The sequence below is a fragment of the Shewanella sp. DNRA4 genome (assembly GCF_012843185.1).
GTDB classification, from domain to species: Bacteria; Pseudomonadota; Gammaproteobacteria; order Enterobacterales; family Shewanellaceae; genus Shewanella; species Shewanella xiamenensis.
Genome location: NZ_JABAIP010000007.1, coordinates 168,376 through 194,292 on the forward strand (window position 1 = coordinate 168,376; position 25,917 = coordinate 194,292).

General features: G+C 47.1%; 21 protein-coding genes and 1 tRNA gene. 7 read left to right on the plus strand and 15 right to left on the minus strand.

Features of this window, described 5'->3' with window-relative positions:
• The first annotated feature begins 455 nt into the window (after positions 1-455).
• From HG547_RS09530 to HG547_RS09550, 5 genes are all read left to right on the plus strand, one after another.
• A complete protein-coding gene (locus HG547_RS09530; protein ID WP_169547711.1) occupies positions 456-3,284 on the plus strand; it encodes a TonB-dependent receptor in 2,829 nt (942 codons plus the stop codon).
• Between the two features lie 130 nt (positions 3,285-3,414).
• Positions 3,415-5,412 carry a glycoside hydrolase family 13 protein gene (locus tag HG547_RS09535; protein ID WP_169547712.1) on the plus strand — a complete coding sequence of 666 codons (1,998 nt, stop codon included), beginning with the start codon at positions 3,415-3,417 and terminating at the stop codon, positions 5,410-5,412.
• A gap of 77 nt (positions 5,413-5,489) precedes the next feature.
• Positions 5,490-7,619: an alpha-amylase family protein gene (locus HG547_RS09540; RefSeq protein ID WP_169547713.1), complete on the plus strand. Its 2,130-nt coding sequence runs from the start codon at positions 5,490-5,492 to the stop codon at positions 7,617-7,619.
• A 118-nt stretch (positions 7,620-7,737) separates the two neighbouring features.
• Entirely contained in the window at positions 7,738-8,121 is a 384-nt protein-coding gene (locus HG547_RS09545; protein ID WP_169547714.1) for a VOC family protein, read from the plus strand.
• A 208-nt stretch (positions 8,122-8,329) separates the two neighbouring features.
• Positions 8,330-8,539: a hypothetical protein gene (locus tag HG547_RS09550; RefSeq protein WP_169547715.1), complete on the plus strand. Its 210-nt coding sequence runs from the start codon at positions 8,330-8,332 to the stop codon at positions 8,537-8,539.
• A gap of 124 nt (positions 8,540-8,663) precedes the next feature.
• Here HG547_RS09550 and tnpA read toward each other — a convergent pair whose 3' ends face one another.
• Positions 8,664-9,101: an IS200/IS605-like element ISShes4 family transposase gene (gene tnpA / locus HG547_RS09555; RefSeq protein ID WP_169547716.1), complete on the minus strand. Its 438-nt coding sequence runs from the start codon at positions 9,099-9,101 to the stop codon at positions 8,664-8,666.
• Between the two features lie 537 nt (positions 9,102-9,638).
• Between tnpA and HG547_RS20755 the strand changes: the two genes are divergently transcribed.
• The gene (locus HG547_RS20755) at positions 9,639-9,914 is read left to right on the plus strand and encodes an integrase (protein WP_082458947.1); all 276 of its coding nucleotides are present in this window, start codon (positions 9,639-9,641) and stop codon (positions 9,912-9,914) included.
• Between the two features lie 138 nt (positions 9,915-10,052).
• Here the strand turns inward: HG547_RS20755 and HG547_RS09565 are convergent.
• Together HG547_RS09565 and HG547_RS09570 are read right to left on the minus strand one after the other, a co-directional pair.
• Positions 10,053-10,129: transfer RNA gene (locus HG547_RS09565), tRNA-Pro, on the minus strand.
• 194 nt (positions 10,130-10,323) lie between these two features.
• A complete protein-coding gene (locus HG547_RS09570; RefSeq protein WP_169547717.1) occupies positions 10,324-11,799 on the minus strand; it encodes an alpha/beta fold hydrolase in 1,476 nt (491 codons plus the stop codon).
• A 172-nt stretch (positions 11,800-11,971) separates the two neighbouring features.
• Here HG547_RS09570 and HG547_RS09575 point away from each other — a divergent pair, with 172 nt between their 5' ends.
• Complete coding sequence (locus tag HG547_RS09575; protein WP_169547718.1) at positions 11,972-12,505, plus strand: hypothetical protein; 534 nt, start codon at positions 11,972-11,974, stop codon at positions 12,503-12,505.
• 89 nt (positions 12,506-12,594) lie between these two features.
• On the opposite strand, the gene nadE is transcribed toward HG547_RS09575, so the two are convergent.
• The 12 genes from nadE to HG547_RS20925 all read right to left on the minus strand — a co-directional run bounded on the left by nadE (position 12,595) and on the right by HG547_RS20925 (position 25,889).
• Positions 12,595-13,425: an ammonia-dependent NAD(+) synthetase gene (gene nadE / locus HG547_RS09580; RefSeq protein ID WP_037425381.1), complete on the minus strand. Its 831-nt coding sequence runs from the start codon at positions 13,423-13,425 to the stop codon at positions 12,595-12,597.
• 136 nt (positions 13,426-13,561) lie between these two features.
• A complete protein-coding gene (locus HG547_RS09585; RefSeq protein ID WP_088585710.1) occupies positions 13,562-14,866 on the minus strand; it encodes an inosine/guanosine kinase in 1,305 nt (434 codons plus the stop codon).
• 190 nt (positions 14,867-15,056) lie between these two features.
• On the minus strand, positions 15,057-16,103 hold the full coding sequence (hemH, locus tag HG547_RS09590; protein ID WP_169547719.1) for a ferrochelatase: 1,047 nt from the start codon (positions 16,101-16,103) through the stop codon (positions 15,057-15,059).
• A gap of 80 nt (positions 16,104-16,183) precedes the next feature.
• Entirely contained in the window at positions 16,184-16,828 is a 645-nt protein-coding gene (gene adk, locus HG547_RS09595; protein ID WP_037417813.1) for an adenylate kinase, read from the minus strand.
• A 141-nt stretch (positions 16,829-16,969) separates the two neighbouring features.
• The gene (locus tag HG547_RS09600; RefSeq protein ID WP_169547720.1) at positions 16,970-17,833 is read right to left on the minus strand and encodes a tetratricopeptide repeat protein; all 864 of its coding nucleotides are present in this window, start codon (positions 17,831-17,833) and stop codon (positions 16,970-16,972) included.
• A 117-nt stretch (positions 17,834-17,950) separates the two neighbouring features.
• Positions 17,951-19,864, minus strand: a complete 1,914-nt coding sequence (gene htpG, locus HG547_RS09605) for a molecular chaperone HtpG (protein ID WP_037425271.1) — start codon at positions 19,862-19,864, stop codon at positions 17,951-17,953.
• Positions 19,865-20,143: 279 nt separating this feature from the next.
• The gene (recR, locus tag HG547_RS09610; protein WP_169547721.1) at positions 20,144-20,743 is read right to left on the minus strand and encodes a recombination mediator RecR; all 600 of its coding nucleotides are present in this window, start codon (positions 20,741-20,743) and stop codon (positions 20,144-20,146) included.
• Positions 20,744-20,755: 12 nt separating this feature from the next.
• Positions 20,756-21,085, minus strand: coding sequence for a YbaB/EbfC family nucleoid-associated protein (locus HG547_RS09615; RefSeq protein WP_007648738.1), 330 nt, complete (start codon positions 21,083-21,085; stop codon positions 20,756-20,758).
• 169 nt (positions 21,086-21,254) lie between these two features.
• Complete coding sequence (gene dnaX, locus HG547_RS09620) at positions 21,255-24,419, minus strand: DNA polymerase III subunit gamma/tau (protein ID WP_169547722.1); 3,165 nt, start codon at positions 24,417-24,419, stop codon at positions 21,255-21,257.
• Positions 24,420-24,548: 129 nt separating this feature from the next.
• A complete protein-coding gene (gene apt, locus HG547_RS09625) occupies positions 24,549-25,100 on the minus strand; it encodes an adenine phosphoribosyltransferase (RefSeq protein WP_023265726.1) in 552 nt (183 codons plus the stop codon).
• 180 nt (positions 25,101-25,280) lie between these two features.
• Positions 25,281-25,649, minus strand: coding sequence for a YbaN family protein (locus HG547_RS09630; RefSeq protein WP_037417764.1), 369 nt, complete (start codon positions 25,647-25,649; stop codon positions 25,281-25,283).
• Between the two features lie 117 nt (positions 25,650-25,766).
• Positions 25,767-25,889 (minus strand): hypothetical protein, encoded by a 123-nt coding sequence (locus HG547_RS20925; protein ID WP_011072094.1) that lies wholly within the window; start codon positions 25,887-25,889, stop codon positions 25,767-25,769.
• Positions 25,890-25,917: the final 28 nt, after the last annotated feature.

The following is a 25,917-nucleotide window of genomic DNA, read 5'->3' on the forward strand; positions in this document are numbered from 1 at the left end:
CTCACTAACAGGCAGTTACAGTAATGTTACTGCGGAGTAAAGGCGCTACGGCTTGTATTTGTGACAGCGAGCATACGTGAAGAAGGAAATAAGGTTCAATACACCTGCATACGTATGCAAAGGAGACAAGAGATACTAAGCTTCAATCGGGTAAGAATTTAATTTTTATTAACATAGAGTTACGCATATCGATTTATGATTTAGCTAATACATTTTTTATACAAAATCCGACTTTGATCCTGTCTTCAGCCTATTGAATACGTATGCACAATATTGTTACGTCAAGATTACCGGGAGTAGTATCTTCACCGTTGCATAACATTTTGGTCATAAACGCAGCACTTATGCAGTCAATTAAGCGCCGAAATACCAAAAAATGCCGTAAATACAATGCGGTAATAACGATAAAACGCTCTACATAAGCGGTTAAAAGCGACTTCAAGGGGAAGATAGAAATGATGCGATTTAAACCCAGCTTGCTGACCTTAGCACTTGTTGCTGCAGGCGCCAGTATGCACTCCTACGCAGCAGATGCGGTAACAGATAAAGATGTAAAAGCTAAAAAAGATGCAGAAATTGAAGTAATCCAAGTTAAAGGCTTCAGAACCAGTGTAATCAAATCGCTCAATGATAAACGTTTTGGCGATACCGTCGCTGAATCTATCTCTGCCGATGATCTCGGCGCTCTGCCCGACCAATCTATCGCCGATGCGTTAACCCGTTTACCAGGCGTCACCGCCGTTCGTACTGGCGGTCAAGCCAGTGGTCTGAACATCCGTGGTCTCGATGGCGATTTCGTGTTTGCTACTCTAAATGGTCATGAACAAGTCACCACTGGCGGTAAACGCGCCATTGAGTTTGACCAATATCCATCCGAATTAATCAGTCAAGCGGCTGTTTATAAATCCCCAAAAGCCTCGCTGATCGAAGGCGGTGTTGCTGGTACAGTTGAATTAAAAACCGCCGACCCGCTTAAAAGTGACAAAGACCAATCATTCAATATCAACACCCGTGGCAGTTTTAATGATCGTGCTGATGAAATCTCTGATGCAGAGCAATACGGCAATCGGTTAAGCCTTGCTTATCAAGGTAAATTCCTCGAAGACACCTTAGGGGTTGCAGTGGGTTATGCCCACCTGTATCAGCCTTACGTTGCGAGTCAGTTCATTGGTTTACGTTTTAATGATGATAAAAAAGACGTTAACGCTGACGGTATCAAGGAAGCAATTAGCGAAGGTTTTGAACTACAACAAAAAGGCGGCGACGATACCCGTGATGGCTATATGGCTGCGATTCATTGGCAACCGACCGATAATCTGAGCCTGAAAGGTGATCTGTTCCACTCTAAATTTACCTCAGAAAACTTTGCCCGTGGTTTCCGCGTTAAATCATTGAAAAATGGCACCATCAGTGATGCCGTTGTCGAAAATGGTTCTATGACAGGTGGTACTGTTTCTGTAGGAACCAATAGTACTGACGACTTTTCTATTTTCGTAATTAACGATAATGATTCTAAATACTCAGAACTCACCTCTGGCTCTTTAAACATTGAGTGGAATAACGGCGGCGCACTGACAGTAGCAGCCGATGTGAGCTATTCAAAAGCCGATGGTGAATTCGTTAACGGCGGCACCCGCGCCATAGTGTACGATGATATTGGTAATGAAGTACGCTCTGCAGAATCTGTTACGTATCAACTGAATGGCTTAAACCCTGCTGATGTCAGCTTTAGTAACGACTATACCGACACCACCACTCTGGGTCTAAAACAAGTGGGAATGTGGCCTTATAATCAGCAAAACGATCTGGTTGCCTACAAACTCGACTTTAACTATGCCTTAGACATGGGCGTTGTGTCTTCTGTTGATTTTGGTGTGCGCTATGCTGAGCGTGAGTTTAACGCTCAACGCTCACAAGCAGGCTACGGTTTTGAATATGATCCAAATCCAAATAACCAACCAGTTCTAACGCTCAACAGCGATATGACGAAAGTGGTTGATTTTGGAGGAGAACTCTCAGGTTACCCAAGTTTCCTCGCTATTGACTTTAATAAAGCAATTGAGTTGGTCAATGCGCAGTTAGCCGCAACGGGTCAATCACCCTTTACTCCAACAGCTAACTGGTCAAATAACTGGACCATGATCCAAAGCGGCGCAGTCAATGAAGATGTATTGGCAGGCTACGTGCAAGCTAACTTGGACTTTGATATCGCTGATATTAAGGTAACTGGTAACCTAGGTGTTCGTGTTGTTAATACCGATCAAAGCAGTACCGGCTTACAGCAAGTAGGTTATGGTTTAGGTGAAGCCATTACCGATGAACTGGGCGTTGTGAGCACGGATTATATCCGCAATGAAGTTGGTCAAACCTATACCGATTACCTGCCATCACTAAACTTAACCTTCCACCTGACTGAAAACGATCAACTACGTTTTGCTGCGGCATCAGTGATGTCACGTCCTCCGATTAACAAATTAAAGTCTGGTATGGGGTCTTGGTACGATAATGCCTCCACTGCTGGATATAAAAAGTACAATGCGTGGGGTAACACCAGTCCGTTATTAGATCCTTTCTATGCGGATCAATATGACTTGTCCTACGAGCACTACTTTGAAGAGTCTGAAGGTGCGGTTGTTGTGGCCTTGTTCTATAAAGATATTAAATCTTTCATTAACGATTTCACCATTCAACACTATGATTTTGAAGCGAATGGCTTTATCGTTCCCGATACCATTATCGATAATGGTGTTGAATTCCCAGTTGTAAAAAATGAAGGTCAATATCAAACAGCCATCAACAACGATAAAGGCGGCTATATCCGTGGTATCGAGTTAGGCTATACCCAAGTGTTTGATTTCCTAACATCACCATTGGATGGCTTAGGCTTCACGGGTAGCTACTCTTACTCCGATAGTGAAGTAGAATTTACCACCGACTTAAGTGGTTCAAACCTGACCATTCCATTGCCAGGACTTTCAGAAGATGTGTTGAATACCACATTATTCTACACCCTGGATGGCTTTGATACTCGAGTCAGCATGAGATATCGTAGTGGCTATGTTTCAGAACAAGTTGCTGTTGAATCTCAATTGGCATTCTTCGATGCGGAAACAGTTGTGGATTATCAGGCCTCTTACGCGCTGGATAACGGCCTTAAATTCCTATTCCAAATCAATAACCTCACTGATGAACCAAGCAAAACCTATTTTGGTGAAGAACATCAAACCGGGACGATTCAATACTTCGGTAGACAATATTTCCTTGGTTTAACCTACTCTCTGTAAGACAGAGTAAAAAAGCCTGCTTCACACTGAAGCAGGCTTTTCATTTTTTATGTATAACAAAAGTGAGATGACACGCCGACATTCATTTCAAAAGTCACACTTAAAACCTACCAGATAAAAGGCCCATAGTATGATACGTCACAGTCTACTCTTCGCCCTTGTGTTAACCGCCTCTTCTCCCTTATATGCTCTAGCACAGGCCAGCCATAGCCCCGTCAGCAGTACAGCATCTTTGCATCTTGAGCCGCTCTCTTGGTGGGCGGGCATGCATAATCCTAAGTTGCAATTAATGCTACACAGCAGCGCCCTACCCGCGGATGTAACGCAGCTTAAGGTTGAGATAGCTGGCCAAGATGTGGTGTTTGAAGGGATTGAGCAGACGGATAATCCCCATTATTTGTTTATCAATTTAGACTTGCGCCAAGCCAAACCGCAGACCTTTGACATCCGCATTCTCGCTGGCGACAAGCAGCTCTTCCAACTGCCCTACACTTTAGCTGCGCGGGCAGATGGCAGCCGAGAGCGCCAAGGTTTTAGCAATAAAGATGTGATTTACCTTATCACCCCAGACCGATTCGCCAATGGCAACCCAAGCAATGATAATCAAGCCGATATGCTCGAGCATGCGGCGCCAGAAAATTCCGATGGTCGCCATGGCGGCGATATCGAAGGTATTCGCCAGCACTTAGACTACTTAGCCAAACTGGGCGTCACTCAGCTGTGGATCAACCCACTGCTTGAAAATAACCAAGCCCAGTACTCCTACCATGGTTACGCCATAACCAATCTCTATCGGGTCGACCCGCGTTTTGGCAGCAATCAGGATTACCAAAGGTTAGTCACTGAGGCCAAACAACATGGCCTTGGAGTAATTAAAGACGTCGTGCTTAACCATATCGGCTCAAACCATTGGTGGCTAAAGGATTTACCGAGCAGTGACTGGCTCAATTACCCGCAGCATCCCGATGCAAAAAACGCCACAACGTCCCCTGCGGCCAGTTCTACCAGCCCGAGCTTTACCAGTCCGAGTTTTACCAGTCATAGACGCACCACAGTGCAAGATCCCTACGCCGACACGCAGGATAAACGGGATTTTGTCGACGGTTGGTTTGTTGATTCGATGCCCGATCTTAATCAACGCAATCCAAAGCTTGCCACTTATCTTATTCAAAACAGCATTTGGTGGGTGGAATACGCGGGGCTTTCGGGCATTCGCGAAGACACCTACTCCTACGCCGATAAAGCCTTTTTAGCCCAATGGTCAAAGGCCATAATGGCAGAATACCCACATTTTAATATTGTCGGCGAAGAATGGACCGCCAATCCGATTACCGTCGCCTATTGGCAAAAAGGCAAAATCAATGCCGATGGCTATACCTCAGATTTGCCGAGCCTGATGGATTTTCCACTTTATGAAAAGCTGCTTGAAAGCCTGAACGAGCCAGAAGGCTGGGATACTGGTTTTATCAAGCTTTACGAGATGTTAGCTAACGATGTGGTATATGCGAACCCAAGCCAGTTAGTCCTCTTTGAAGGTAACCACGACACAAATCGGATTTATAGTCTGCTTAAAGAAAACCTGCCGCTGTATCAAATGGCCCTCACCTATGTGTTAACGGCCAAACGCATTCCACAGCTGTTTTACGGTACCGAAGTATTGATGACCAGCCCGACCAAAGATCGCCACGACGGTGTAGTGCGTAGTGATTTTCCGGGTGGCTTTACCAATAGCAAAGTCAACGGTTTTAGCGGTAAAGGGCTAAATGCAAAACAGCAGCAAGCACTTGCGTTTGTGCGCACCCTACTCAATTACCGTAAGCATTCAGCCGCGCTGCAAACGGGCGATTTACTGCACTTTGTGCCGCAAAACGGCATTTATGTGCAATTTCGGTGTGCTGCAAAACATGCCCTCGCGGGCAATGCCTGCTACCAAGCCGATGCAGATAAAGTGATGGTGATTTACAACAAGAATGACCAAGCACAAACGCTCGATTTAATCCGATTTAACAAGGTATTGGCAGGCAATAGCTCTGCTATTTCTGTCTTCTCGGAGGATAAGTTCAAGCTGAATCAATCACTTGTTCTGCCCAATGCTGGCGTTATGCTGCTTGAACTCAATCATCAATAACCCATACTCAATAGCAAACTTAGCTAACAGCGCGGCCAAACCACAGTTTGGCCGCCAAGTCAGTAAAGGAACCTAGGTTGAATTTTATATTATCTAACAGCAGCAAACGTCGCGCTTATCGCTGGCAACAGGGATTTAGCATACTGGCACTCAGCAGCATTAGCACCTTTTGCACCATGACTACACCAGCAATCAGCACTCAAGTAACGGCGTTAGATGCAGTGGCAGCTAAAACTGTGCCTGCCAATCTAAATGCCGACGAAGGTAAAATCCTGCCAGCCGATCATAATGCTGAGCAAGCAAACAAGTTTAAACCCGTTGTTTATCAAATTTTTACCCGACTCTATGGCAATAAAAACACCACCAATAAACCTTGGGGCACGATTAGCGAAAACGGTGTGGGTAAATTTAATGATATTGATGACACAGCGCTCAAAAGTATCAAAGACTTAGGCGTTACCCATGTGTGGTATACGGGTGTACCACACCATGCCTTAATTGGCGATTACAGTGCGATTGGCGTAGGTCACGATGATCCCGATGTGGTTAAAGGTCGCGCCGGCTCGCCCTATGCGGTTAAAGATTATTACAACGTAAACCCCGATTTAGCGGTCGATCCCGCCAAGCGTTTACAGGAGTTTCAGGCACTTATCGAGCGCACCCACAAGCAAGGCTTAAAGGTGATTATCGATATAGTCCCTAACCATGTGGCGCGTAATTACCATTCCATCACTAAGCCCGAGGGCGTGCGCGATTTTGGTGAAGACGATAACCAAACCCTTGAATATGCAAAGCATAATAACTTTTACTATGTGACTGATAAAAAGCAATCCTCTGGCTTTCAAGTGCCAGATTTACCAGAGAGCCTCAAACCGTTAGGCGGCGAATCGCATCCCCTAAGTGATGGTCAATTTGAAGAGATCCCCGCCAAATCGACGGGCAATGGCTCACGCCTTGCCAAGCCGGATATGAACGACTGGTATGAAACCGTTAAAATCAATTACGGTGTCCGCCCCGATGGCAGCCATGATTTTCCCCCACTGCCGCCACGCTATGCCACACTCGGCGCCGAGCAGCACTATGCTTTTTGGCAGCAACGAACCCGTGAATTACCTAACTCTTGGATCAAGTTCAATCAAATTGCCCAGTATTGGTTAGCGATGGGAGTCGATGGATTTCGTTACGATATGGCCGAAATGGTGCCCGTCGAGTTTTGGAGCTATTTAAATAGTCATATAAAACATAGTCATCCCGAAGCCTTTATTTTAGCTGAGGTCTATAACCCCGCGTTGTATCGCGACTATATTCAGCTCGGCAAAATGGATTACCTCTACGACAAGGTCGATCTTTACGACACCCTCAAAGCCATTATGGCAGGGCAAAAAAGTACCGCGCAGATCGCCGCGGATCAGGCCAAAGTGCAAGATATCGCCCCACACATGCTGCATTTTTTAGAAAACCACGACGAGCAGCGCATCGCTAATGCCGCCTTTTTAGGTAGCTTAAGTGGTAATGCCTCAACGGATGCGGTCGATCCCCGCTACGCCCTGCCCGCCATGGTGGTGTCAGCAACCTTAAGTACCTCACCCACCTTAATTTATTTTGGTCAAGAAGTAGGAGAAGCGGCGACGCAAAACCTAGGCTTTGGCCATGCTTCGCGCACCAGTATTTTTGATTATGCAGGCGTCCCCGCCCATCAGCGCTGGATGAATCAAGGTAAATTTGATGGCGGCCAATCGACAACAACAGAAGCCGCGCTGCGCACCTACTATCAAAAACTATTGAACCTCAGCACGGGGAAAAATGCGCCCGCGCTCTTAGGACAATATTACTCGCTGGATGAAACTAACCGCAGCACGGTATCGGCTGCAAAGGCTAGCAATAAGGCCAACAATAAGGCAATCAATGGCAGCGCAACGGGTTATGATGACGCAACCTTCGCTTTTGTCCGCTTTGAGGCTAATTCCGCCGATAGCAAAGGCCAAAAGCTGATTATTGTCAGTAACTTTAGTCAAACCCAAGCCAAGTTATTTTCACTTAAACTGCCCCAATCTCTGATTGCGCAATGGCAGTTAACCGATGCAACCTATCCGCTTAAGGATTTACTGGAAGACCATACGGCGCAGTTAATCGTCGAACAAGGTGAAGGTCAAGTTCAGTTGCAACTTGCCCCTCTGTCCTCTGCGATATTTGAACTCGCCCATTAGCCAGCTAGCGAAGTAAGATAAAAATCTTAGGTTAGCGCCAGAGTCACACACCGTTGTGACTCTGGCTTTTTTAAAACACACTAGCCTAAACATCAGTTAAACAGTACAGAGGCAAGCCATGTTACTCGGCATTCACCATGCAGCGATTATTTGCAGTGACTATCAAAAGTCCAAACATTTTTATGTGACTATTCTTGGCCTTAGCGTGCTTGCAGAGCATTATCGTGAGGCGCGCAAGTCTTACAAACTCGATTTACAACTACCGGATAAGAGTCAAATCGAGTTGTTTTCCTTCGACAATCCTCCCAAGCGTCCCAGCTACCCCGAAGCCTGCGGTCTTAGGCATCTCGCCTTTCGCGTCGCATCGATTGAAGCGGCCATCGAGCATCTTACAGACCATCATATCGCCGTCGAGCCTGTGCGCATTGACGAACATACAGGCAAAAAGATCACCTTTTTTAGCGATCCCGACGGCTTACCCCTAGAGTTATATGAGCTATAACCTGAATCCTCACTGTATTAAAAATGTAAATAAATCAGCGCTCTAAAATAGCGTATTCACGCAACGAATAAGATGAATAAAGCTTAATTACGCCAAGGGATATTTAGCAGTAGACTCAATTCAGCGGCGCAGCACTAGCTCATCGTTTCACCAAAATGGCACAGTAACAGGTCGGTGCTTACCAAAGCTAATCACTGAGGAACTCAAGGTGTTTGATAATCCAGCAATATTGTTATGGAGTTTAGTCTTTGGCCTCTTTGGTCTTGGCTTTTTCACCTACGGCAAACGCCAAGCCGCCCCCATCCCTCTGACCGTCGGCCTCACCCTGATGATTTACCCTTATTTTGTCACCAATCTCGCGCTACTTATCACCATCGGCATCGCCCTTATCGTACTCCCCTATTTTGTAAGAATATGATTTTTAAGTAGTAGAAATACTCAAAGCCAGAAATGCGTTGAATAACTGACAGGATTAAAGTAAAGAATCCGCCTTCTTAGAAGGCGGCTTTGATTTGCCCTTGGAAGGGGCTATTTCCTTACACCTACTTCATCTGTAGCGACAATTGAGCATCATGCTCTAGATCTTGCTTATCTTGATGGCGAACATAGCGTCTTATGATTTCCTCATTTACGCCTACCGTATCAACAAAATAACCCCTCGCCCAAAAGCTATTTCCCCATAACTTCTTGCGAACATGAGGGAATTTGTTAAAAAGCCTTATTGCGCTCCTACCCTTCAATATCCCCATTAATGTGGATACTGATAACTTTGGGGGAATTATCACGACTAGATGCGCATGATCTATCTGGACGTTTAATTCTAAGTCCTCACAACTTTTCATATTGCATAGAATATAAATCGACCTGTAGAGCTCTTTACCAAGGTTACCTTTTAGAATTTTGAATCTGTACTTAGGCGTCCAAACGATATGATATTTACAACGCCAGTAAACATGTGATGAACTTCTGTAATCGCCCATGTTTCTCGTTTCCTCTTACTTGTGGTGAATAAGAAGGTCTCTTTTAACATGGGCGTTATTCAGGCTATAGCCTTAAGGGACAATCACCACCGCCAGAGGCGGTGGTTTTGGGATGACAATAAAGCTGAGTGGTTGATAACTTCTTAAAAATTAAAACAGCTTTGCAAGTATTGGCTTATGGTGAGCCATGGTATTTGCTCTACGACGCGGTGAATAGAAACCTAAGGTTTCTAAGCTTATGAACGAGAGCCATGGTAGTTCTCATGCGTCCCTGCATTGCACAACATTCAGGCATCCTGCCTATCAGATGGCGAACTGGCCGTTAAACACGGATGTTGTTCAAGTCCATCCATGGATGCAGGGCCGTCCTGTCTGATGTGAATGGATTCACATATGCCGCGATGGCATGGATGCCAAAGAGCGGCCATGGGGCGGCCGTCTCGCTAATGGTAATCCCCCATTATCGATAAGAGTCGCGACGGTTTCCTTTGCCCTTATGTGGTTCATCGCCGACCAGACAAACAGAATAAACAAAGTGTGGCCACAGACCACCGCTATCAGCTTGATCCTAATTACCTTAGCAGAGCCTTTTCGGCATTAAGGGATGAGTTAGGTCTGTGCGACCATTTAGAAATGAGCCAGCGCCCAACCTTCCATGAGATCCGCGCGCTATCTGCCAGACTGTTTTCAGATATGGGTGTTGACCCTCAAGGTCGGATGGCTCACACCGATGCCAAGTCCACCAAAATCTATGTGCGGGATCACCTGCAATGGACCGAAGTTCCACACGCTGAGATTAAATTCAGCCATTAATAAAACTAAGGCAAAGCTCTAATAGGAAAAAGAATTTTTGAATTCCGTTAGTCCCCCGTTAGTCTACCCTTGCAAAAACAAGCAGACACAAAAAAGCCCGCAACTGATTAAGATTGCAGGCTTTATTGTTTATGAATTTGGTCGGTATGAGAGGATTCGAACCTCCGACCCCTGACACCCCATGACAGTGCGCTACCGGGCTGCGCTACATACCGAAATATTGTACTTAATAGAACTGTATGACATCAGCTTAAGTACTTATTACTTAAGATGCTATCGAGTGGGGTTCACCTTAAGTGACGCAGACTTTAGCAATTGGATTCAATCAACGCAAGTGCTTAGTGAAGTCTGTTTGATCAACTGCTTAGTTTCTGGCCTGAATGACTACATTTTCAAACTATTATACTTTTCAGTGTGCCTCATTCGGCATATGTGCACTTCGATATTGTTCAATTCGGTCCATCATATAGGGGAAAAAGGGGTTCCATTTTTGACGTAACATTTCTGAAGCAGGCACACTATAAACGCCTCGCTCACCACGGGAAGCGGCAGCGCCTATTTGTATGCGGGTTAGCTTCTCATTGCTTGACATGCCATATAGACCATCATTTTCAGCAAAAGGTAACGCAACATGGGAGAGTGAATACACGCCCGCCGGCCAATAAAGCGGGAGGTGTTCAATCTGAGGTAACGACTCATCCTGTGGCCTCAATCCAAATTCACGAGCTTGAACCTGAGTCGTTTCGCTATTGATATTTTCAATCAGCGTGCCACGGTAATGAATGTTGTCTGTGGATATAGGTAACAAGGCGGGTAGTGGATCATTAGTCATTAACTTACTGTTGATAACGGTACGATTCATATCAAATAGCACTAATTCATGGCCCTTTTGCGGTAGTGTTTGATACAACAAACTCACAACAGCTGCGCTAGATACCGTTGCATCGGCAACAGATTGAAAGCTTAAAATCGATGGGATTTGTTCACGCTGCAAAGGCGTTAATCCGCTTAACAAACTCTGGTTACGTAACGCCAATTGGTAGACGACATCCCCGGCATTGACGGCAAAAGACATGTACTTGAAGGGATCGTATTCCATCTGAATACTATTCCATTGCAACTTATCTAAGTCGAGCAGGCGACCTATCCAACTTTGCCAGCGAGCCGCGGCCGCAATTGGAGCAAGCCCAATAGCTGGCGACATAAAAATCATCCCTGCATAATCGGGCGCTTTATCTTGATTAATCAGTTCAAGTTCATGGTTAAGTGCCACTGCGGCGCCCGTTGAAAAGCCAATAACAAATAACGGCTTACCTTTAAGCTCTTGTTTCATGTGCGCCGTTACTAAATTAACTGCGGCGGCTAAGTCTTGCCAGTACAGGCTCGTCAAACCACTAGGAATGGTGCCATGGCCTGGGAGTCTTAATCCCAGTACATGGGCTTTGCCTTTAAAATGTGCTGCCACGTTCGACATGGCATAGGGTGAATCTGACATACCATGGAGCAACAATACGCCAAAAGGCGCATTGGCTTTAGGCCATTCAAAACTGCGATTCCAGTTTTGTGGCCATCTCGCGGGATCGGCAAGGCTGTTTTTAACATAACGATTGACGGGCGATGCATCTGCCGCCGACACTTTTTTGAGTACTTTGTTATCAACCTCGGCAAAGAGCTTATCTTCTAAGGTAATGTAATCACGAAAGTTATCAAGTTTAGTGTTGTAGTGGAATTCGTGTTTTAACTCAGTCGTGTGCCAGAGGGACAGATCGGGTTTAGCATTGAGAAAATAGATTCCAGTCACTAATAAGGCAACAGCAATCCCTAAACAGCCATAAAAGGCAGCGAAAAATAAATGTTTAGTTGAGCCTATGATAATGGCTTTCATTACTGCCCCATGGTTCCGATAAAATACGCATGCAGATTATACGGTTAGATAAAAATAAACCTCAATATTCATATTTAAGATTTGTTTTGATGGCATTTTAGTTTCGGCGGTTTACCCTATTTAGGTTAATATCCGCTCTACTTTTATTCGATATTCGCAAATTTTACTTATTATGCATATTGGTCCAGCCACAGCGTCCTATGCGTTTTATCTCCCGAATCCCCCACTCATGCCTGAATATTGGCATTGGGAGCAGGATAACGCGATAGCAGAACTCATCGCCTTAAACGGTAACCACTGGCGTAAGATCTTCACCATTATGGCCAAAATTTGCGCCCCAAGTGAGGATTGGCGCCACTATCGCGACAACTTATTACTCAAAAAACACCAAATGCTCTTGATAGGTGCAAGTGCCCTATCGCCCCATGCCAGCATTCACATTGTGTGTGGGCAAGCTGCCGCGACGGCATTAGGAATTGCTATCGAGAGTTATATCGCCACAGGCCCTCAGCAAAGCGCCAACCAGCAAACAGTACTGCAATTGATGCAAGCCTCCCAAGGTAAACTGCAAGACATCACGACAATAATGCAGACTCAATCTTCCCACTCGATATCAGTGCTGCTTACGCCCTACTTAGATTACCGCCAATACTCTAATGCCCTGATTGCACTTACACGCTCGCATCTACGAAACGTATCTGCTTGATAAAATTTCATAAAAAAGCACCCAGATAAGCCGAGTGCTTTAAAAGAAAACTTAGATAGCATTGCCTATGCCAAGGTTAGTGATAAAAATCAGTCGTAGATGGTTGGAATGGGCTGGCGCTTATGTTGGGTGGCCTTATAGATATTGATAAGCTTCTCTTCCACAGCCTTATCAACGACCTTCCCTTCGAGGAAATCATCAATTTGCTCATAGGTCAGCCCGAGCGCGACTTCATCTTCGAGTAGCGGTTTGTTGTCCTCTAAATCCGCCGTTGGCGCTTTGTAAACTAATGACTCAGGAGCACCGAGATAGGCCGCTAATTGGCGCACTTGGCGTTTATTGAGGCCAAATAAAGGCGCGAGATCGCAGGCACCATCGCCCCATTTGGTATAAAAACCGGTAATGTTTTCGGCGCTATGATCAGTCCCCACCACTAAGCCGCCGACTAATCCCGCTAACTCATACTGGGCAATCATGCGCATCCGCGCTTTAACATTGCCCTTCACAAAATCCACTTTCGCCTCATCCGGCATACTCAGTCCCGCCTCAACAAACGCACTTAAGGTGGCTTGATGCACGCCATCAACACCTTGATGCACATTTACTGTGACTAATTTGGATGGCTGAATAAATTGGCACGCTTGCTGAGCTTCATGCTCATCTTTTTGGATTTGATAGGGTAAACGCACCGCAATAAACTGATAACCGCCCTCGGGATGTTCACTATTGAGGCTATCAACGGCCAACTGGCATAAACGCCCCGCCGTCGATGAATCCACGCCACCGCTGATCCCTAATACCAACGCCTTACTGCGGGCCTCTTTGAGCTTGGTTTTAATAAACGCCACGCGGCGCTGCACTTCAAACTCAGGCTCAATCGCCTTGAGTACCTTCATTTCTCTTAAGATCTGCGCTTTCACCGAAAATTCCACCTTAAATATTCGCTGTTATTGGGAGCAGTAAACCGCCTAACGTTATCATTTATTTGCGCCTAAAAACAACAAGGGCAATAACGGTTTGCCGCTATTGCCCTTATTAACTGAAACCTATTCTGGTTTATCTTTCCCAGTAGGATTCTTCTAAGCTGTCTTCACGCTCGGGTAACCCACGGGACAAACGCGGACTGTGCTGCGCTAATACCTCATAGGCCACGCGGTTAGCGTACTTACAAATTTGTGAGAAGGATGAATAACATAAGCCATCACGCTTATGCTTACTTGAGCCTGGCACGTTGGTCTTATGGAAGGTATTGGCCGCCAAGTCGTGCAATAACGCCGACAACGCGCCATCACCCGCACCATTGGTATTGCCTATTTTCTCCGGTCCACCCATGTAAGGGGAAATATGGGCATAGACTTTAATCGGATTTTCACAGTCACTCTTGAGCTTAGGACGTGAGAACTCATAACGGTTAAATTCAGGGATAGCACCTGGCAGCAGCGTATGAGTGGTCTCGCGCTTTTCGGCATCATCGGTATAACCTGCGGTATAAAGTCCGATTGGGCCAGCGGTGGTTAACACCATATCGCACCACTCGAGGGCTCTTTCGCTGGCAAGCAGCGGATCGCGAAACCCAGTTAAGGCCTCACCTTCATCTTCGTTCATCGCCAAAATGGTCACATGCTCTTGGATAAAGTTTTGCCACCAAACCGGATCTTCTTCAATCAAAAAGCGTGTGCCTAAGGTCAATACCACAGGGACTTCGGCTGCTTTGGCATATTCAATCGCGCACATGGCCGCATCGGTGATCCTGTCACCGCCGCTGGCACGCATTAAATAGGCGGTTAATACCAAGGCAGAGCTGCCCTGTACTACGTCTTTATCAATGTATTCTGGGGTTAACTTATCCATCGCCCCTTTACTGATCGCAAAGGTACGCTCACCGCAATCAGAAATCAGCGTAAAACAACGACCTATGGGGCCATCGACGGGTTGCAGGAAGTTAAGGTCTACTTTAGAGGAGGTGTTGCAAAGATAACGGTAGGCGTAACTGCCGACTTCGATATTTTGGCTCATCACCCCAAACAACACTGAGCGGTCATCGGCCAAAATAGAATAATTGTGCACTGTGTTACCAATAGTGCCGCCCGCAAACTCATCGCTGATCAAACCGTTTTGTTTCAGCTCGGTATACAGGGCGTGCGCTTGCTCATCATTGATAAGCGTCGAATTACCCTTGGGTAAACCATAACGCCCGAGCAACTCATCCTCTACCTTGGCTTCGATATCCACTAAGGTTTGATCGATACCGCTGATATAAGTCGCAAAAGGTTGAGGTTGCTGCGTTAATTGCTCAAGCAATGGGTCACGGGTTTTGACCGGAAAATAATGTTTCGATTTGCGCTGACCGGGAAACTTCATAGTGGCTCTCTTTTCCTGGCATCCATGCTAATGGGCATTACAACGAGCGTTGGCTCATTGTGTCCTAAAAATAATGAGTCTAGGCTAGAGAGATAAAAAATCCACTCCCGAGCCACAAAGGGCGCAGATTCTATCATAAAATCAGCATGAAACTAGGCCGTGTTTAGGTTTCAACGGGAGAAATTTACCGTCACTCTGCGCGTATCCAAGGTTGAGCTTGTTCTTGTACCAATTGCCTGAGCAGCTCGATATGGAGCTCATCATCATTTAAACAGGGAATAAAATGATAGGCCTCACCACCCGCATGCAGGAAAGTCTCTTTACCACCAATCGAAATTTCCTCTAAGGTTTCGAGGCAATCAGTGGCAAAGGCTGGGCAAATGACATCGACGCTTTTCACGCCTTGGCGGGGTAAATCGGCCAGCAGTTCATCAGCATAAGGGGTTAACCACTCTTCTTTGCCGAAGCGGGATTGGAAACACACCTGCCATTGTCCATCGGTTAATCCCAGAGCCTGTGCCAGTAACTTGGCCGTAGTGCGACACTGCTCAGGATAGGGATCGCCTTCAGTGGCATACCGCAGCGGAATACCGTGGAAGGATAAAATCAACTTGTCGGCCTGGCCATGGGTTTTCCAATGGCGTTTCACTGAATGTGCCAGCGCCGCGATATAGGCTTCATGATCAAAATACTGTTTGCTAAAGCGCAGCTCAGGAATATCGCGCACTTTAGCAAAATACTGCGCCACCGCATCGAACACACTAGCGACAGTTGAGCAGGAATATTGCGGATACAGCGGCAGTACGACGATACGCTCGGCGCCTTGGGCTTTGAGTTTGGCAAAGCCGCTATCAATCGAAGGATTGCCATAGCTCATGCCGAGTTCAACGGGAATAGTTTGATTAAAGGTCGCACTCAGATCCGTGGCTAACTTTTGTGCCTGCTGCTCACTTATCACCATCAGCGGCGAGCCCTGCTCTGTCCACACACTCTGATATAATTTGGCCACCTTGGCGGGTCGGGTATTAAGGATTATCCCCTGCAAAATCGGCTGCCACAGCCAAGGGGACAAATCGACGACCCGAGGATCACTTAAAAACTGTTTGAGGAATCGCTTAACCGCTTTGGGAGTGGGTTCATCGGGCGTGCCGAGATTGACCAATAACACGCCAAACGCAGGAGAGGGAGAAGTCAATGTGTTACCTTTTATCAGCCTAATACCTCGGCAGGCTAACATTCAGTTGCCAATAAAAAAAGCCTGCAATAGCAGGCTTTTTCTTAATATGAGAACTTGTTCTCGAATTTAGCGAATGATGCTTATTTCAGCACGCTGGCTAACTGTTCACTCACAGCCGCAACCGACTGAGTACCATCAAATTTATGGTATTGAGTGTGACCCGCCGCAGCCACTTTGCCATAGTATTCAACCAATGGCTTAGTTTGTTCGTGGTAAATGCCTAAACGCTTACGCACTGTGGCTTCTTCGTCATCTGGACGAATCGCTAAGTCTTCGCCAGTCACATCGTCTTTGCCTTCCACTTTAGGCGGATTGAATACCACGTGGTAAACACGGCCAGAACCTGGGTGAACGCGACGGCCGCTCATACGCTTAACGATTTCTTCGTCTGGCACATCGATTTCAATCACGTGATCAATGCTGATACCGTTTGCCGCCATCGCATCCGCTTGCGGGATAGTGCGTGGAAAACCGTCTAACAGGAAACCTTTAGCACAGTCGTCCTGTGCGATACGCTCTTTAACCAGTCCAATGATCAGATCATCAGAAACCAGTTGGCCTGCATCCATCACTTTCTTCGCTTCTAAACCCAGCGGAGTACCGGCTTTAACAGCAGCACGTAACATATCGCCAGTAGAAATTTGTGGGATACCATACTGTTCCATAATGAACTGGGCCTGGGTACCTTTACCGGCACCTGGGGCGCCCAATAGGATAATGCGCATCTCAAGAGTCCTCTTTTTCGCATTGATATTCTTCTTAGGGCGGCGATCTTCGCACATCTGACCGCCATTGAGAAGGCTTTTAGCTTCGACTTTAGCCTCAGAAACCGCAAATAAATCGCAGTTTTGTGGCAAATTTTATCCTTAGTAGAGCAAGGTATACAGCTTGCGACGGTACTGGTTAGCAAGACTATTACCTTGACCAAGGGCTGTTAAAATCTCCATAAAGACTTGTTTTACTTTGCCATTTTCGGCATTCAAGTCTTTAGATAACACACCGTATAAATGCGCAAGTGCTTCTTCATCGCGGTGAGCTGAATGCAAGGCTTTACAAAGTTCGAGTAATAACACTAAATCCTGCGGATTATGCTCGAACTTCTGCTGTAAATCACGAATTTCAGGTGTGTCTGCCGCATCCAAGGCAAGGGTTAATTTCGCCTTTAAGCTCTGGTAATAACTGTCTTGATCGGCAAGGCCAATCTGTTCGAGTAAAGTCTGCGCTTGAGTCAGTTCACCCTGCATCAAATACACATCGGCGAGCACCAAACTCACCTCAGCAGCATGATTTGAGGCGCTATAGGCGTCTTTCAGCAACACGGCCGCAGTGGTTAAATCCTCCGCCGATACTTGGCTTAAGGCTAACAGGGCTTTGGCTTGCTCAAGCTGCAATTGCCATAAGGGTGGCAAGTGTTTCTCCAGCATAGCGCTCACCTGCGCCGCCTCCTGCATGCCCGCAAAGCCATCGATTGGTTGGCCCTTATCGAGCACTAAAGTGGTCGGCAGTGCTTGAATGCGGAAATAGTTCGCGATTTCCAGCTCAGTTTCACAGTTCACTTTCGCCAGCACAAAACGGCCAGCATGCTGGGTGGCAAGTTGCTCGAGTGTTTGCACCATGGCAACACTCTGCGGCTGTGGCTGGGCCCAAAACACCATCACCACCAGTTGCTGCATTGAAGCATCAACCACTTGCTGAATATTGTCTTTCGTTAGATCGAGGATATTGTCCATGGTTTTCCTTACTCCCAAACTGGCACCTCTACGGGGAAATGCCCTAGGGTAATGCGACTCTTGGTGCCTAAAAGTGAATCGGGGCACTTGTGTCTTAACCCAAGTGCCCCGAATGTGTTACTTCAGACTTGCCAATAACATTTGGTTCATCAGCTTAATAAAGGCCGATGGGTCTGCTAGGCTGCCCTTCTCCGACAATTGCGCCTGTTGCAATAACAGATTCGACCAATCGGCAAAGGCGGCTTCATCCTGAAGATCATTAAGGCGCGACACTAATGGATGCGCAGGGTTGATCTCAAACGTCGGCTTGACCTCTGGCACTGGCTGGCCGGCAGCCTGCATCAGTTTGATCATTTGCGTCGACATTTCACCTTCACCCGTGACCACACAGGCTGGGGTATCGGTTAAGCGTGAAGTGACTTTTACATCGGCCACGCTAGCGCCTAATGCCGCTTTGATGCGTTCAATCAGTGGTGCAGACTCTTCAGCGAGTTTCTCCTGCGCTTCCTTCTCGGCCGCATCTTCCAGCTCACCTAATTCCAGCTCGCCACGGGTGACTGAGTGCAATTGTTTTTCTTTGTACTCCGTTAAGTGGTTGATTAACCACTCATCGATACGTTCTGACATCAGCAACACTTCGATGCCTTTCTTACGCAGCAGTTCTAAGTGTGGGCTGTTGGCCGCGGCTTCGTGGCTGTCGGCAACGATATAGTAAATCTTGGTTTGGCCTTCCTTCATGCGACTGATGTAGTCATCGAGTGACACAGTTGGTGCCGCGCTGCCAGTATGGGTAGACGCAAAACGCAGTAAGCCTGCAATACGCTCACGGTTTGCAAAGTCTTCCGCTGGACCTTCCTTCAACACTTGACCAAATTCGGCCCAGAATTTTTGGTATTTTTCCGCATCGTCTTTTGCCAGTTTTTCCAACATACCCAGCACACGCTTAGTGATACCGGTGCGCATCGCTTTGGTGATGTGGTTGTCCTGCAAAATCTCGCGAGACACGTTCAGCGGCAGATCGTTTGAGTCAATCAAACCCTGCACAAAGCGCAGGTAAGATGGCATAAACTGCTCAGCGTCATCCATAATAAACACGCGCTGAACAAAGAGTTTCAGGCCGTGCTTACGGTCGCGGTTCCACAGATCCCACGGCGCTTTTGAAGGGATATACAACAGGTTAGTGTATTCCTGTTTACCTTCAACGCGGTTATGACTCCACAGCAGAGCGTCTGTGTAGTCGTGGGAAATATGCTTATAAAATTCTTGGTATTCTTCGTCAGTGATCTCAGACTTATTACGCATCCACAGCGCAGTCGCCTTGTTCATGACCTTCCAATAGCCTTCGGTTGCAGGAATTTTTTCACCGTCTGGGCCATCGCGCTCAGGGGTGCCTTCCTGCCACATTTCTACTGGGATTGAAATATGGTCTGAGTATTTAGTGATGATGGAGCGTAGGCGCCACTCATCGGCAAACTCTTTCTCTTCATCACGCAGGTGCAGGGTGATCTCAGTACCACGGCTCGCCTTGGTGATAGTTTCAACGGTGAAGCTACCCTCACCTTCGGATTCCCACAATACGGCTTCATCGGCCTTATGACCTGCCGCGCGGGTACGAACGGTGACTTTTTTCGCTACGATAAAGGCGGAATAAAAGCCCACACCGAATTGACCGATTAGCTGCGAATCCTTTGAGGCTTCGCCAGAGAGGTTTTTAAAGAATTCAGCGGTGCCCGATTTGGCGATCGTGCCTAAATGCTCAATCACGCCATCGCGGGTCATACCCACGCCGTTGTCTTCGATGGTCACTGTGCCTTTTTCTTTGTCTGCGCTGATACGCACACGTAGCTCACCGTCTCCTTCATATAACGCGTCGTTGGTCAACGCAAGGTAACGCAGCTTATCGGCCGCATCCGCAGCGTTAGAGACCAGTTCACGCAAGAAAATTTCTTTGTTGGAATACAAAGAATGGATCATCAAATGCAACAGCTGTTTGACTTCAGTTTGAAAACCATGAGTTTCTTGTTGTGACATGAAATTTTCCTTATTTGTTACGTAATTTGGTTAAAGCAAACGCTCAGTGCTTTATAAAATGGGGCTGCAAATCCACTTTTCAAGGGGGGAGATAAAATCACAGATCAAATGGCGAAAAATAAGGCTGTATCAAACCGAAATTACGCTATCCCTATGTCAGAATGAAGAAAGGAATGTTAGACCTAGACACGCGAGGGCGTGTTCGCTAAACAAATACAGCCATAAAATAAAAACCCGCGAGCACTGGGCCAGCGGGTTTACTCTTTAGGCCATCACAGGCTACAGCGGGATACGCCCATTGAAGGACAGCGCTAAGGTGGTGCTGTCGACATATTCCAGTTCGCCACCCACGGGCACGCCGTGGGCAATGCGGCTGATCAGCACCTTGTGGCGCCTTGCCATATCGGCGATAAAGTGGGCTGTAGCCTCACCTTCAACCGTTGGATTGGTCGCTAAAATCAGCTCAGCAACATCGCCAGAGGCTAAGTGACGCTCTAATAGCGCCAAGCCTAACTCTTCAGGCCCCACACCATCGAGGGGGGATAAATGGCCCAGCAAAACAAAATAGCGACCCGAAAAATGTCCACCTGCTTCAATGGCTAACACATCGGCTGGCGTTTCGACCACACAAATTGTCGAAGACGAGCCGCGCTTATGACTAGCACAAATCGGACATAACGTTTCTTCAGTGTAGGTTCGGCAAGACTGACAATGACCGATATCACTCATGGCACTCGACAGGGCTGCGGCTAATTTAAGCCCCGCTTTCCTGTCTCGCTCAAGTAATTGAAACGCCATACGTTGCGCCGATTTAGGCCCAACCCCTGGTAAACAACGTAGGGACTGAATTAACTCGTCTAGCAGTGGACTAAATTTCATTGTCTATCTCAATTAAAATGGCATTTTCATGCCTGGTGGTAATTGCATACCGCCAGTCACTTCGGCCATTTTAGCTTTTTGATTCTCTTCGATGCGACGTGCTGCATCGTTACAGGCTGCCGCGATCAAATCTTCCAGCATTTCTTTGTCGTCTTCCATCAAGCTTGGGTCGATTTCGACTTTACGCACTGTGTGTGCGCCTGTCATGGTTACTTTAACCAGACCAGCACCTGACTCACCGACCATTTCCATGCGGGCAATTTCTTCCTGCATTTTTGCCATTTTTTCTTGCATCATCTGGGCTTGTTTCATCAGATTGCCCATACCGCCTTTTCCAAACATAGTCATTTCTCTTCTATTAGGGTTAGTCGCAAGCTTTTAAGCTGGCTAATCTTACTGAAATAAATGGGATTGGCAATCAATGCCGATATCCCATCGCTAAACTTATGATCTTGATAGCGAGTTTTTAACAAACTCTGCCACTCCACGCAGCATATGCACAGAGGAAATATTACTCGGGCTCAGGCAGTGCGGGAATGAGTCCACTACGCTGGGCTAGCAACTCTTGCGGATAGAGTAAGGTATCCTGATCCAGCTCGGCGCCAAAACGGTTAATCAGCCATTGCACATTATCGTCCATCATTAGCGATTGGCGCGCCTGCTGCAGTAACTCTTGGTGGAAACGTTTACGCATTTCCAAGGGGGTTTCCCGCGCGGGATCAGTTCCTATGACCACCTCAACCTGCCTCGGGTTCCCCAATGCGGCCGTCAGAGCTTGCTCTAACTGCTCAATCGCCACGGGCGCCGCCAAATGTTTCTGGTCGGGTTTTAGCAGCAACGGCAAGGGGTTAGCCTGCACCTGACAAATCGAGTTTACCGCCAACTGACGCACACGGCCGCCAATCTCTAGGCTCGCCATAAGCTTATACCAATGCAAGTCTAAGGGATGACCGGTAATCGATTGCGCCAGCGCTAATGCAGTGGATGACGTTGGTTGTACTGTCTCGCTGGGTTGTGCCTGCTCCAATGCGGGTTGCTGAGTCGGTTGCTGTATTTGTTGCTGCGTTAGTTGTGGTGTAAGTGTCTGAGGCGGCTGCGGCGCCGTATTCATCTCATGGCTTTGCGCAGCTGGCTCGCTCTCTGGTACAGCCTCTTGTGCAGCTTCTTGTCCAATATGTTGTCCAGCCGCTTGCCCAACCTGTGTCGCCTCGTTATCCGTTGGCGATGTTTGAGCGGCGACGGTCGCAGCGCCTAAATCATCAACTGTTGTTTGCAGTACAACAGGGTTTTCAGTCTGTAGGTTAGAACTTACAGCCAATGCGTTGGCATCATCCATCCCCGCGACGGGCGCCTCTTCCCATGGCGGACGATCGTTCGGATCAAGTGGCTGAGTTGGCGTAACATTTGATTGTGACTCAAGATGGAGCTCGGCCTCGAAATCATCGTCAAAGGGCAGCTCAAAGTCGTTATCGGACGCGTGACTGACCCCTTGCGGCTTGATAGAAGCATCAACTGAAGGCGTTTTATGTGTTGGCGCGTGAGAGACTGGCGCAGTATGGCCATTCTGACTCGGGGTTTTAAGCTTAACTTCCGCTGCCGACTTTTTTCCATCACCTTCCTTGGTGCTGAGCGCATCGAGATCGGATAGTAATGAGTCGCGCGCCGCTAATACCGCCGATAAAATATCGTCATCATCGAGGGATACTGTAGTTGAAACCGGAGGAGTTGTTGAAGCCAGAGGGCTTGTTGAAGCAGAGCTTTCGGCAATAGACTGCGACTTTTGTGCTGGTGTCGCATACGCTTGAGCGGCATGTCCATGAACATTGGACTCATGCACAACATGAGTATGATCAATAGACTGAGCACTGTCGCGATTTAACGAATTATCTTCCATACCAGAGAATGCGCCCTGCTCCTCAGATATAAATTGCGCATAATCATCTTGATAAGCATCCAGCGGCGCGGCGGCATAATTGTATTGCCCGTAAGACTCAGCTGAATAAGCATCAGGCGTTAACTTATCTACACTTTCGTTAACACTCGTTTGAGTCTCTTCCTCGACATCATTTTCATTAGATAATGCCACTGTAGGTTCTGTTAACTGGTTGGCGTAAGGCTTAAGGTTTACACTAGCGGTATCAACAACCGCGGCTTGATTATGCTCAGCATCAGTATTTGATGCAGGCATAGAAACAGCACTTACTTCTGTCTCAGTATTCGATACAACATCCACATTTGCGCCAAAGCCCTGACTTTGAGCTTGACTTAAAATCACTTGCTGCTCGGCAATCAATGCGGCATTGAGTGCTAACGCTTCATCAACCGCATCCTCATCGACAGCTAAAACATCCTCATCGGATAAAGTTTGTTGCGATGCTTCGACGAGTGAAGTCGTAGCAAGCGCAGACGTTGCTGCAACTTGTGGCAAAGCTAGGGAATCAACGGCGGAAGTTAGCGAAGTTTTTTTTTCAGCCACAGCCTGATTAACCGTCTGTTCTACTGCGGGCATATTTGATGCGGGCGAAGCAGACATTAGCTGCTGAGAAGGCAAACTTACCTTAGCTGGGTCTTCGACTTGCCAACGTTTTACTGGCTTTTCGGGAACAAATGCCACCGCTCGCAGCAGCGCCATTTCGAGGCCCGATTTAGGATCCGGCGCATGGGGTAAGTCTTTACGGCCAGTCAGTAAAATTTGGTAATACAGCTGCACTTGTTCAGGCGCTAACTGCTCGGCAAAGGCCTGAATTTGAGCACTATAAAGGGATTGCTGCGCGGCGGCTGGCGCAAATTGTGTCAGGGTAATCTGATGCAGTAATTCCAGTAAACTACGCAGCACTTCTTGGGCGTCCGCGCCATAGGCGAGCACCTGGGCGCAGCTTTGCATCAATACGCTAATATCGGCATCGGTTAAGGCTTTAAGTAAGCGCAGCACATGCTGCTCATCGATGCTGCCCAGCATAGATTGCACTTGATTAAGCATCACAGTGCCGCCACCGAAAGCAATGGCCTGATCGGTCAAGCTTAAAGCATCACGCATGCTGCCATTGGCCGCTTTGGCGAGCAGAGTTAGGGCTTCGTGCTCAAAGGGCAATTGCTCTTGGGTTAAAATATGCTGTAGCTGAGTGCCAATTTCTTGCTGGGTTAAACTCTTTAAATTAAATTGCAAACAGCGGGATAACACAGTCACCGGCAGCTTTTGCGGATCGGTGGTCGCCAGCAAAAACTTCACATGCTCTGGCGGTTCTTCGAGGGTTTTTAGCAGCGCATTAAAACTGCTGCGGGAAAGCATGTGTACTTCGTCGATCAGATAAACCTTAAAACGGCCTCGGGTCGGACGATATTGCACATTATCTAAGAGTTCACGAGTGTCATCGACTTTGGTACGCGAGGCGGCATCGACTTCAATTAAGTCGACAAAACGGCCTTGGGCAATTTCGACACAGCTGCCACACACACCACAGGGGGAAGCCGTTACGCCCTTCTCACAGTTAAGACCTTTGGCAACGAGACGCGCCAAACTGGTCTTGCCCACGCCGCGCGTGCCCGTAAAAAGATACGCATGGTGTAAACGTTGCTGGGTTAACGCATTGGTTAATGCGTGCAACACATGACTTTGGCCGACCATCTGTTCGAATGTGGCAGGGCGCCATTTTCTGGCTAACACCTGATATGACATGGAACTCCCCAATGTGCATGACAAGAATGTTGGTACAAAAAAGGGGATCGCGCCCCGAGATAGTTGCAAGATAACATGTCAATTAACGACATGCCATTAAACTATCCCTAGGCGCCTTTGGCTGAAGAATTATTCGCCTTCAAACTCACAAAGTTTAACCAACTCAAGACCTAAGGCTGTTAAACGAGCCTCACCACCTAAATCAGGTAACGAAATCACAAAGGCGGCATCTTGCACTTCACCACCGAGTTGGCGGATAAGTTTTACCGTGGCTTCGATAGTACCGCCCGTGGCCAGCAAGTCGTCAACCACTAGCACTTTGTCGTTAGCGGTAATCGCATCGGTATGGATTTCAAGGCTATCGTGGCCATATTCCAGCTCATAGCTTTGGCTAATCGTCGCGCGTGGCAGTTTACCTGGCTTACGAACTGGCACAAAACCAATACCTAATTCCAACGCCAAAGGTGCACCAAACAGAAAACCACGGGCTTCGGTACCCACAATCTTGGTAAAGCCTTTGTTGCGGTAATGCTCAACTAATAAATCAATAGTCGCTTTATAGGCTGCAGCATTTTCCAGCAGACTGGTCACATCGCGAAATAGAATCCCTTCCTTAGGATAATTAGGAATGGTTTTAATGCTTTGCTTTATCAAGGATAAGGTTTCTGTATTCATAGCCATTTAATTTAACTTAATCGTTTCGCCACGCTTATTGCTGGCAGTAAAAACAAAACGTCCACAGCGAGTGTGGACGAGCTTTAATAATTCGCACAAAGCTTATGCCGCTTTGGTTTGAGTTGCAACTAGCAGCGTATTCAAGTGACGAATTGGTTATCAATTTGTGCCTTAGATCAAATGTACTTAGGATTCGATTTCAGGAATCGTTTTCAGATACCAGAGAAGCCCGATTGCCATGGTTAACAGCAACAATTTTACCCATACGATTGGCACAACAAGAATACTGACACTAAAACTGAGGCCAGAGAGTAGCATAGCTCTGCGTTTAAGGCCTGGGCGCATGGCTCGGTGCTCTTGCCACTGGGTGAGCGCATCAGCAAACCAAGGGTGTGTCATTAACCACTGATGTAAACGAGTGCTTGAACGGGCGAAGCAAAAAGCGGCGAGTAAAATAAACGGCACCGTCGGTAACAGTGGCACGATAATACCTAGCAGTCCAAGACCCAGCGCAAGGCAGCCTATCAATAAAAACAAACCGCGTTTCAATATCATAGCGTGTAAATAATCATAGTTTGTAAATAATCATAGTGTGTAAATGCCTCGAACCTCAAAAACAAAAGCCACTCTCAGAGTGGCCAGTAGTATACTCAATTTGAGATTAAAACCTGCTTAAATTAAGCCTAATTGCTTTAACCAAGTCAGGCTTGCTGGTAGTGTCGGCAACAGTAAGACTAAAATAAAACCAATAAAATACATAACGTTAAATGGGTCTTTAAATGGCTGACTGCTCATTACAGCTCCTCAAATGTGTGCGTAGATA

Coding starts and splice junctions, on each gene's coding strand:
- apt (WP_023265726.1), bottom strand. CDS start 25,100: ATGGCTATGAATACAGAAACCTTATCCTTGATAAAGCAAAGCATTAAA.
- recR (WP_169547721.1), bottom strand. CDS start 20,743: ATGAAATTTAGTCCACTGCTAGACGAGTTAATTCAGTCCCTACGTTGT.
- HG547_RS09630 (WP_037417764.1), bottom strand. CDS start 25,649: ATGATATTGAAACGCGGTTTGTTTTTATTGATAGGCTGCCTTGCGCTG.
- HG547_RS09600 (WP_169547720.1), bottom strand. CDS start 17,833: ATGGACAATATCCTCGATCTAACGAAAGACAATATTCAGCAAGTGGTT.
- HG547_RS09535 (WP_169547712.1), top strand. CDS start 3,415: ATGATACGTCACAGTCTACTCTTCGCCCTTGTGTTAACCGCCTCTTCT.
- HG547_RS09585 (WP_088585710.1), bottom strand. CDS start 14,866: ATGAAGTTTCCCGGTCAGCGCAAATCGAAACATTATTTTCCGGTCAAA.
- tnpA (WP_169547716.1), bottom strand. CDS start 9,101: ATGGGCGATTACAGAAGTTCATCACATGTTTACTGGCGTTGTAAATAT.
- HG547_RS09575 (WP_169547718.1), top strand. CDS start 11,972: ATGCATATTGGTCCAGCCACAGCGTCCTATGCGTTTTATCTCCCGAAT.
- HG547_RS09615 (WP_007648738.1), bottom strand. CDS start 21,085: ATGTTTGGAAAAGGCGGTATGGGCAATCTGATGAAACAAGCCCAGATG.
- htpG (WP_037425271.1), bottom strand. CDS start 19,864: ATGTCACAACAAGAAACTCATGGTTTTCAAACTGAAGTCAAACAGCTG.
- HG547_RS09530 (WP_169547711.1), top strand. CDS start 456: ATGATGCGATTTAAACCCAGCTTGCTGACCTTAGCACTTGTTGCTGCA.
- hemH (WP_169547719.1), bottom strand. CDS start 16,103: ATGTTAGCCTGCCGAGGTATTAGGCTGATAAAAGGTAACACATTGACT.
- HG547_RS09545 (WP_169547714.1), top strand. CDS start 7,738: ATGTTACTCGGCATTCACCATGCAGCGATTATTTGCAGTGACTATCAA.
- HG547_RS09570 (WP_169547717.1), bottom strand. CDS start 11,799: ATGAAAGCCATTATCATAGGCTCAACTAAACATTTATTTTTCGCTGCC.
- HG547_RS20925 (WP_011072094.1), bottom strand. CDS start 25,889: ATGAGCAGTCAGCCATTTAAAGACCCATTTAACGTTATGTATTTTATT.
- dnaX (WP_169547722.1), bottom strand. CDS start 24,419: ATGTCATATCAGGTGTTAGCCAGAAAATGGCGCCCTGCCACATTCGAA.
- adk (WP_037417813.1), bottom strand. CDS start 16,828: ATGCGCATTATCCTATTGGGCGCCCCAGGTGCCGGTAAAGGTACCCAG.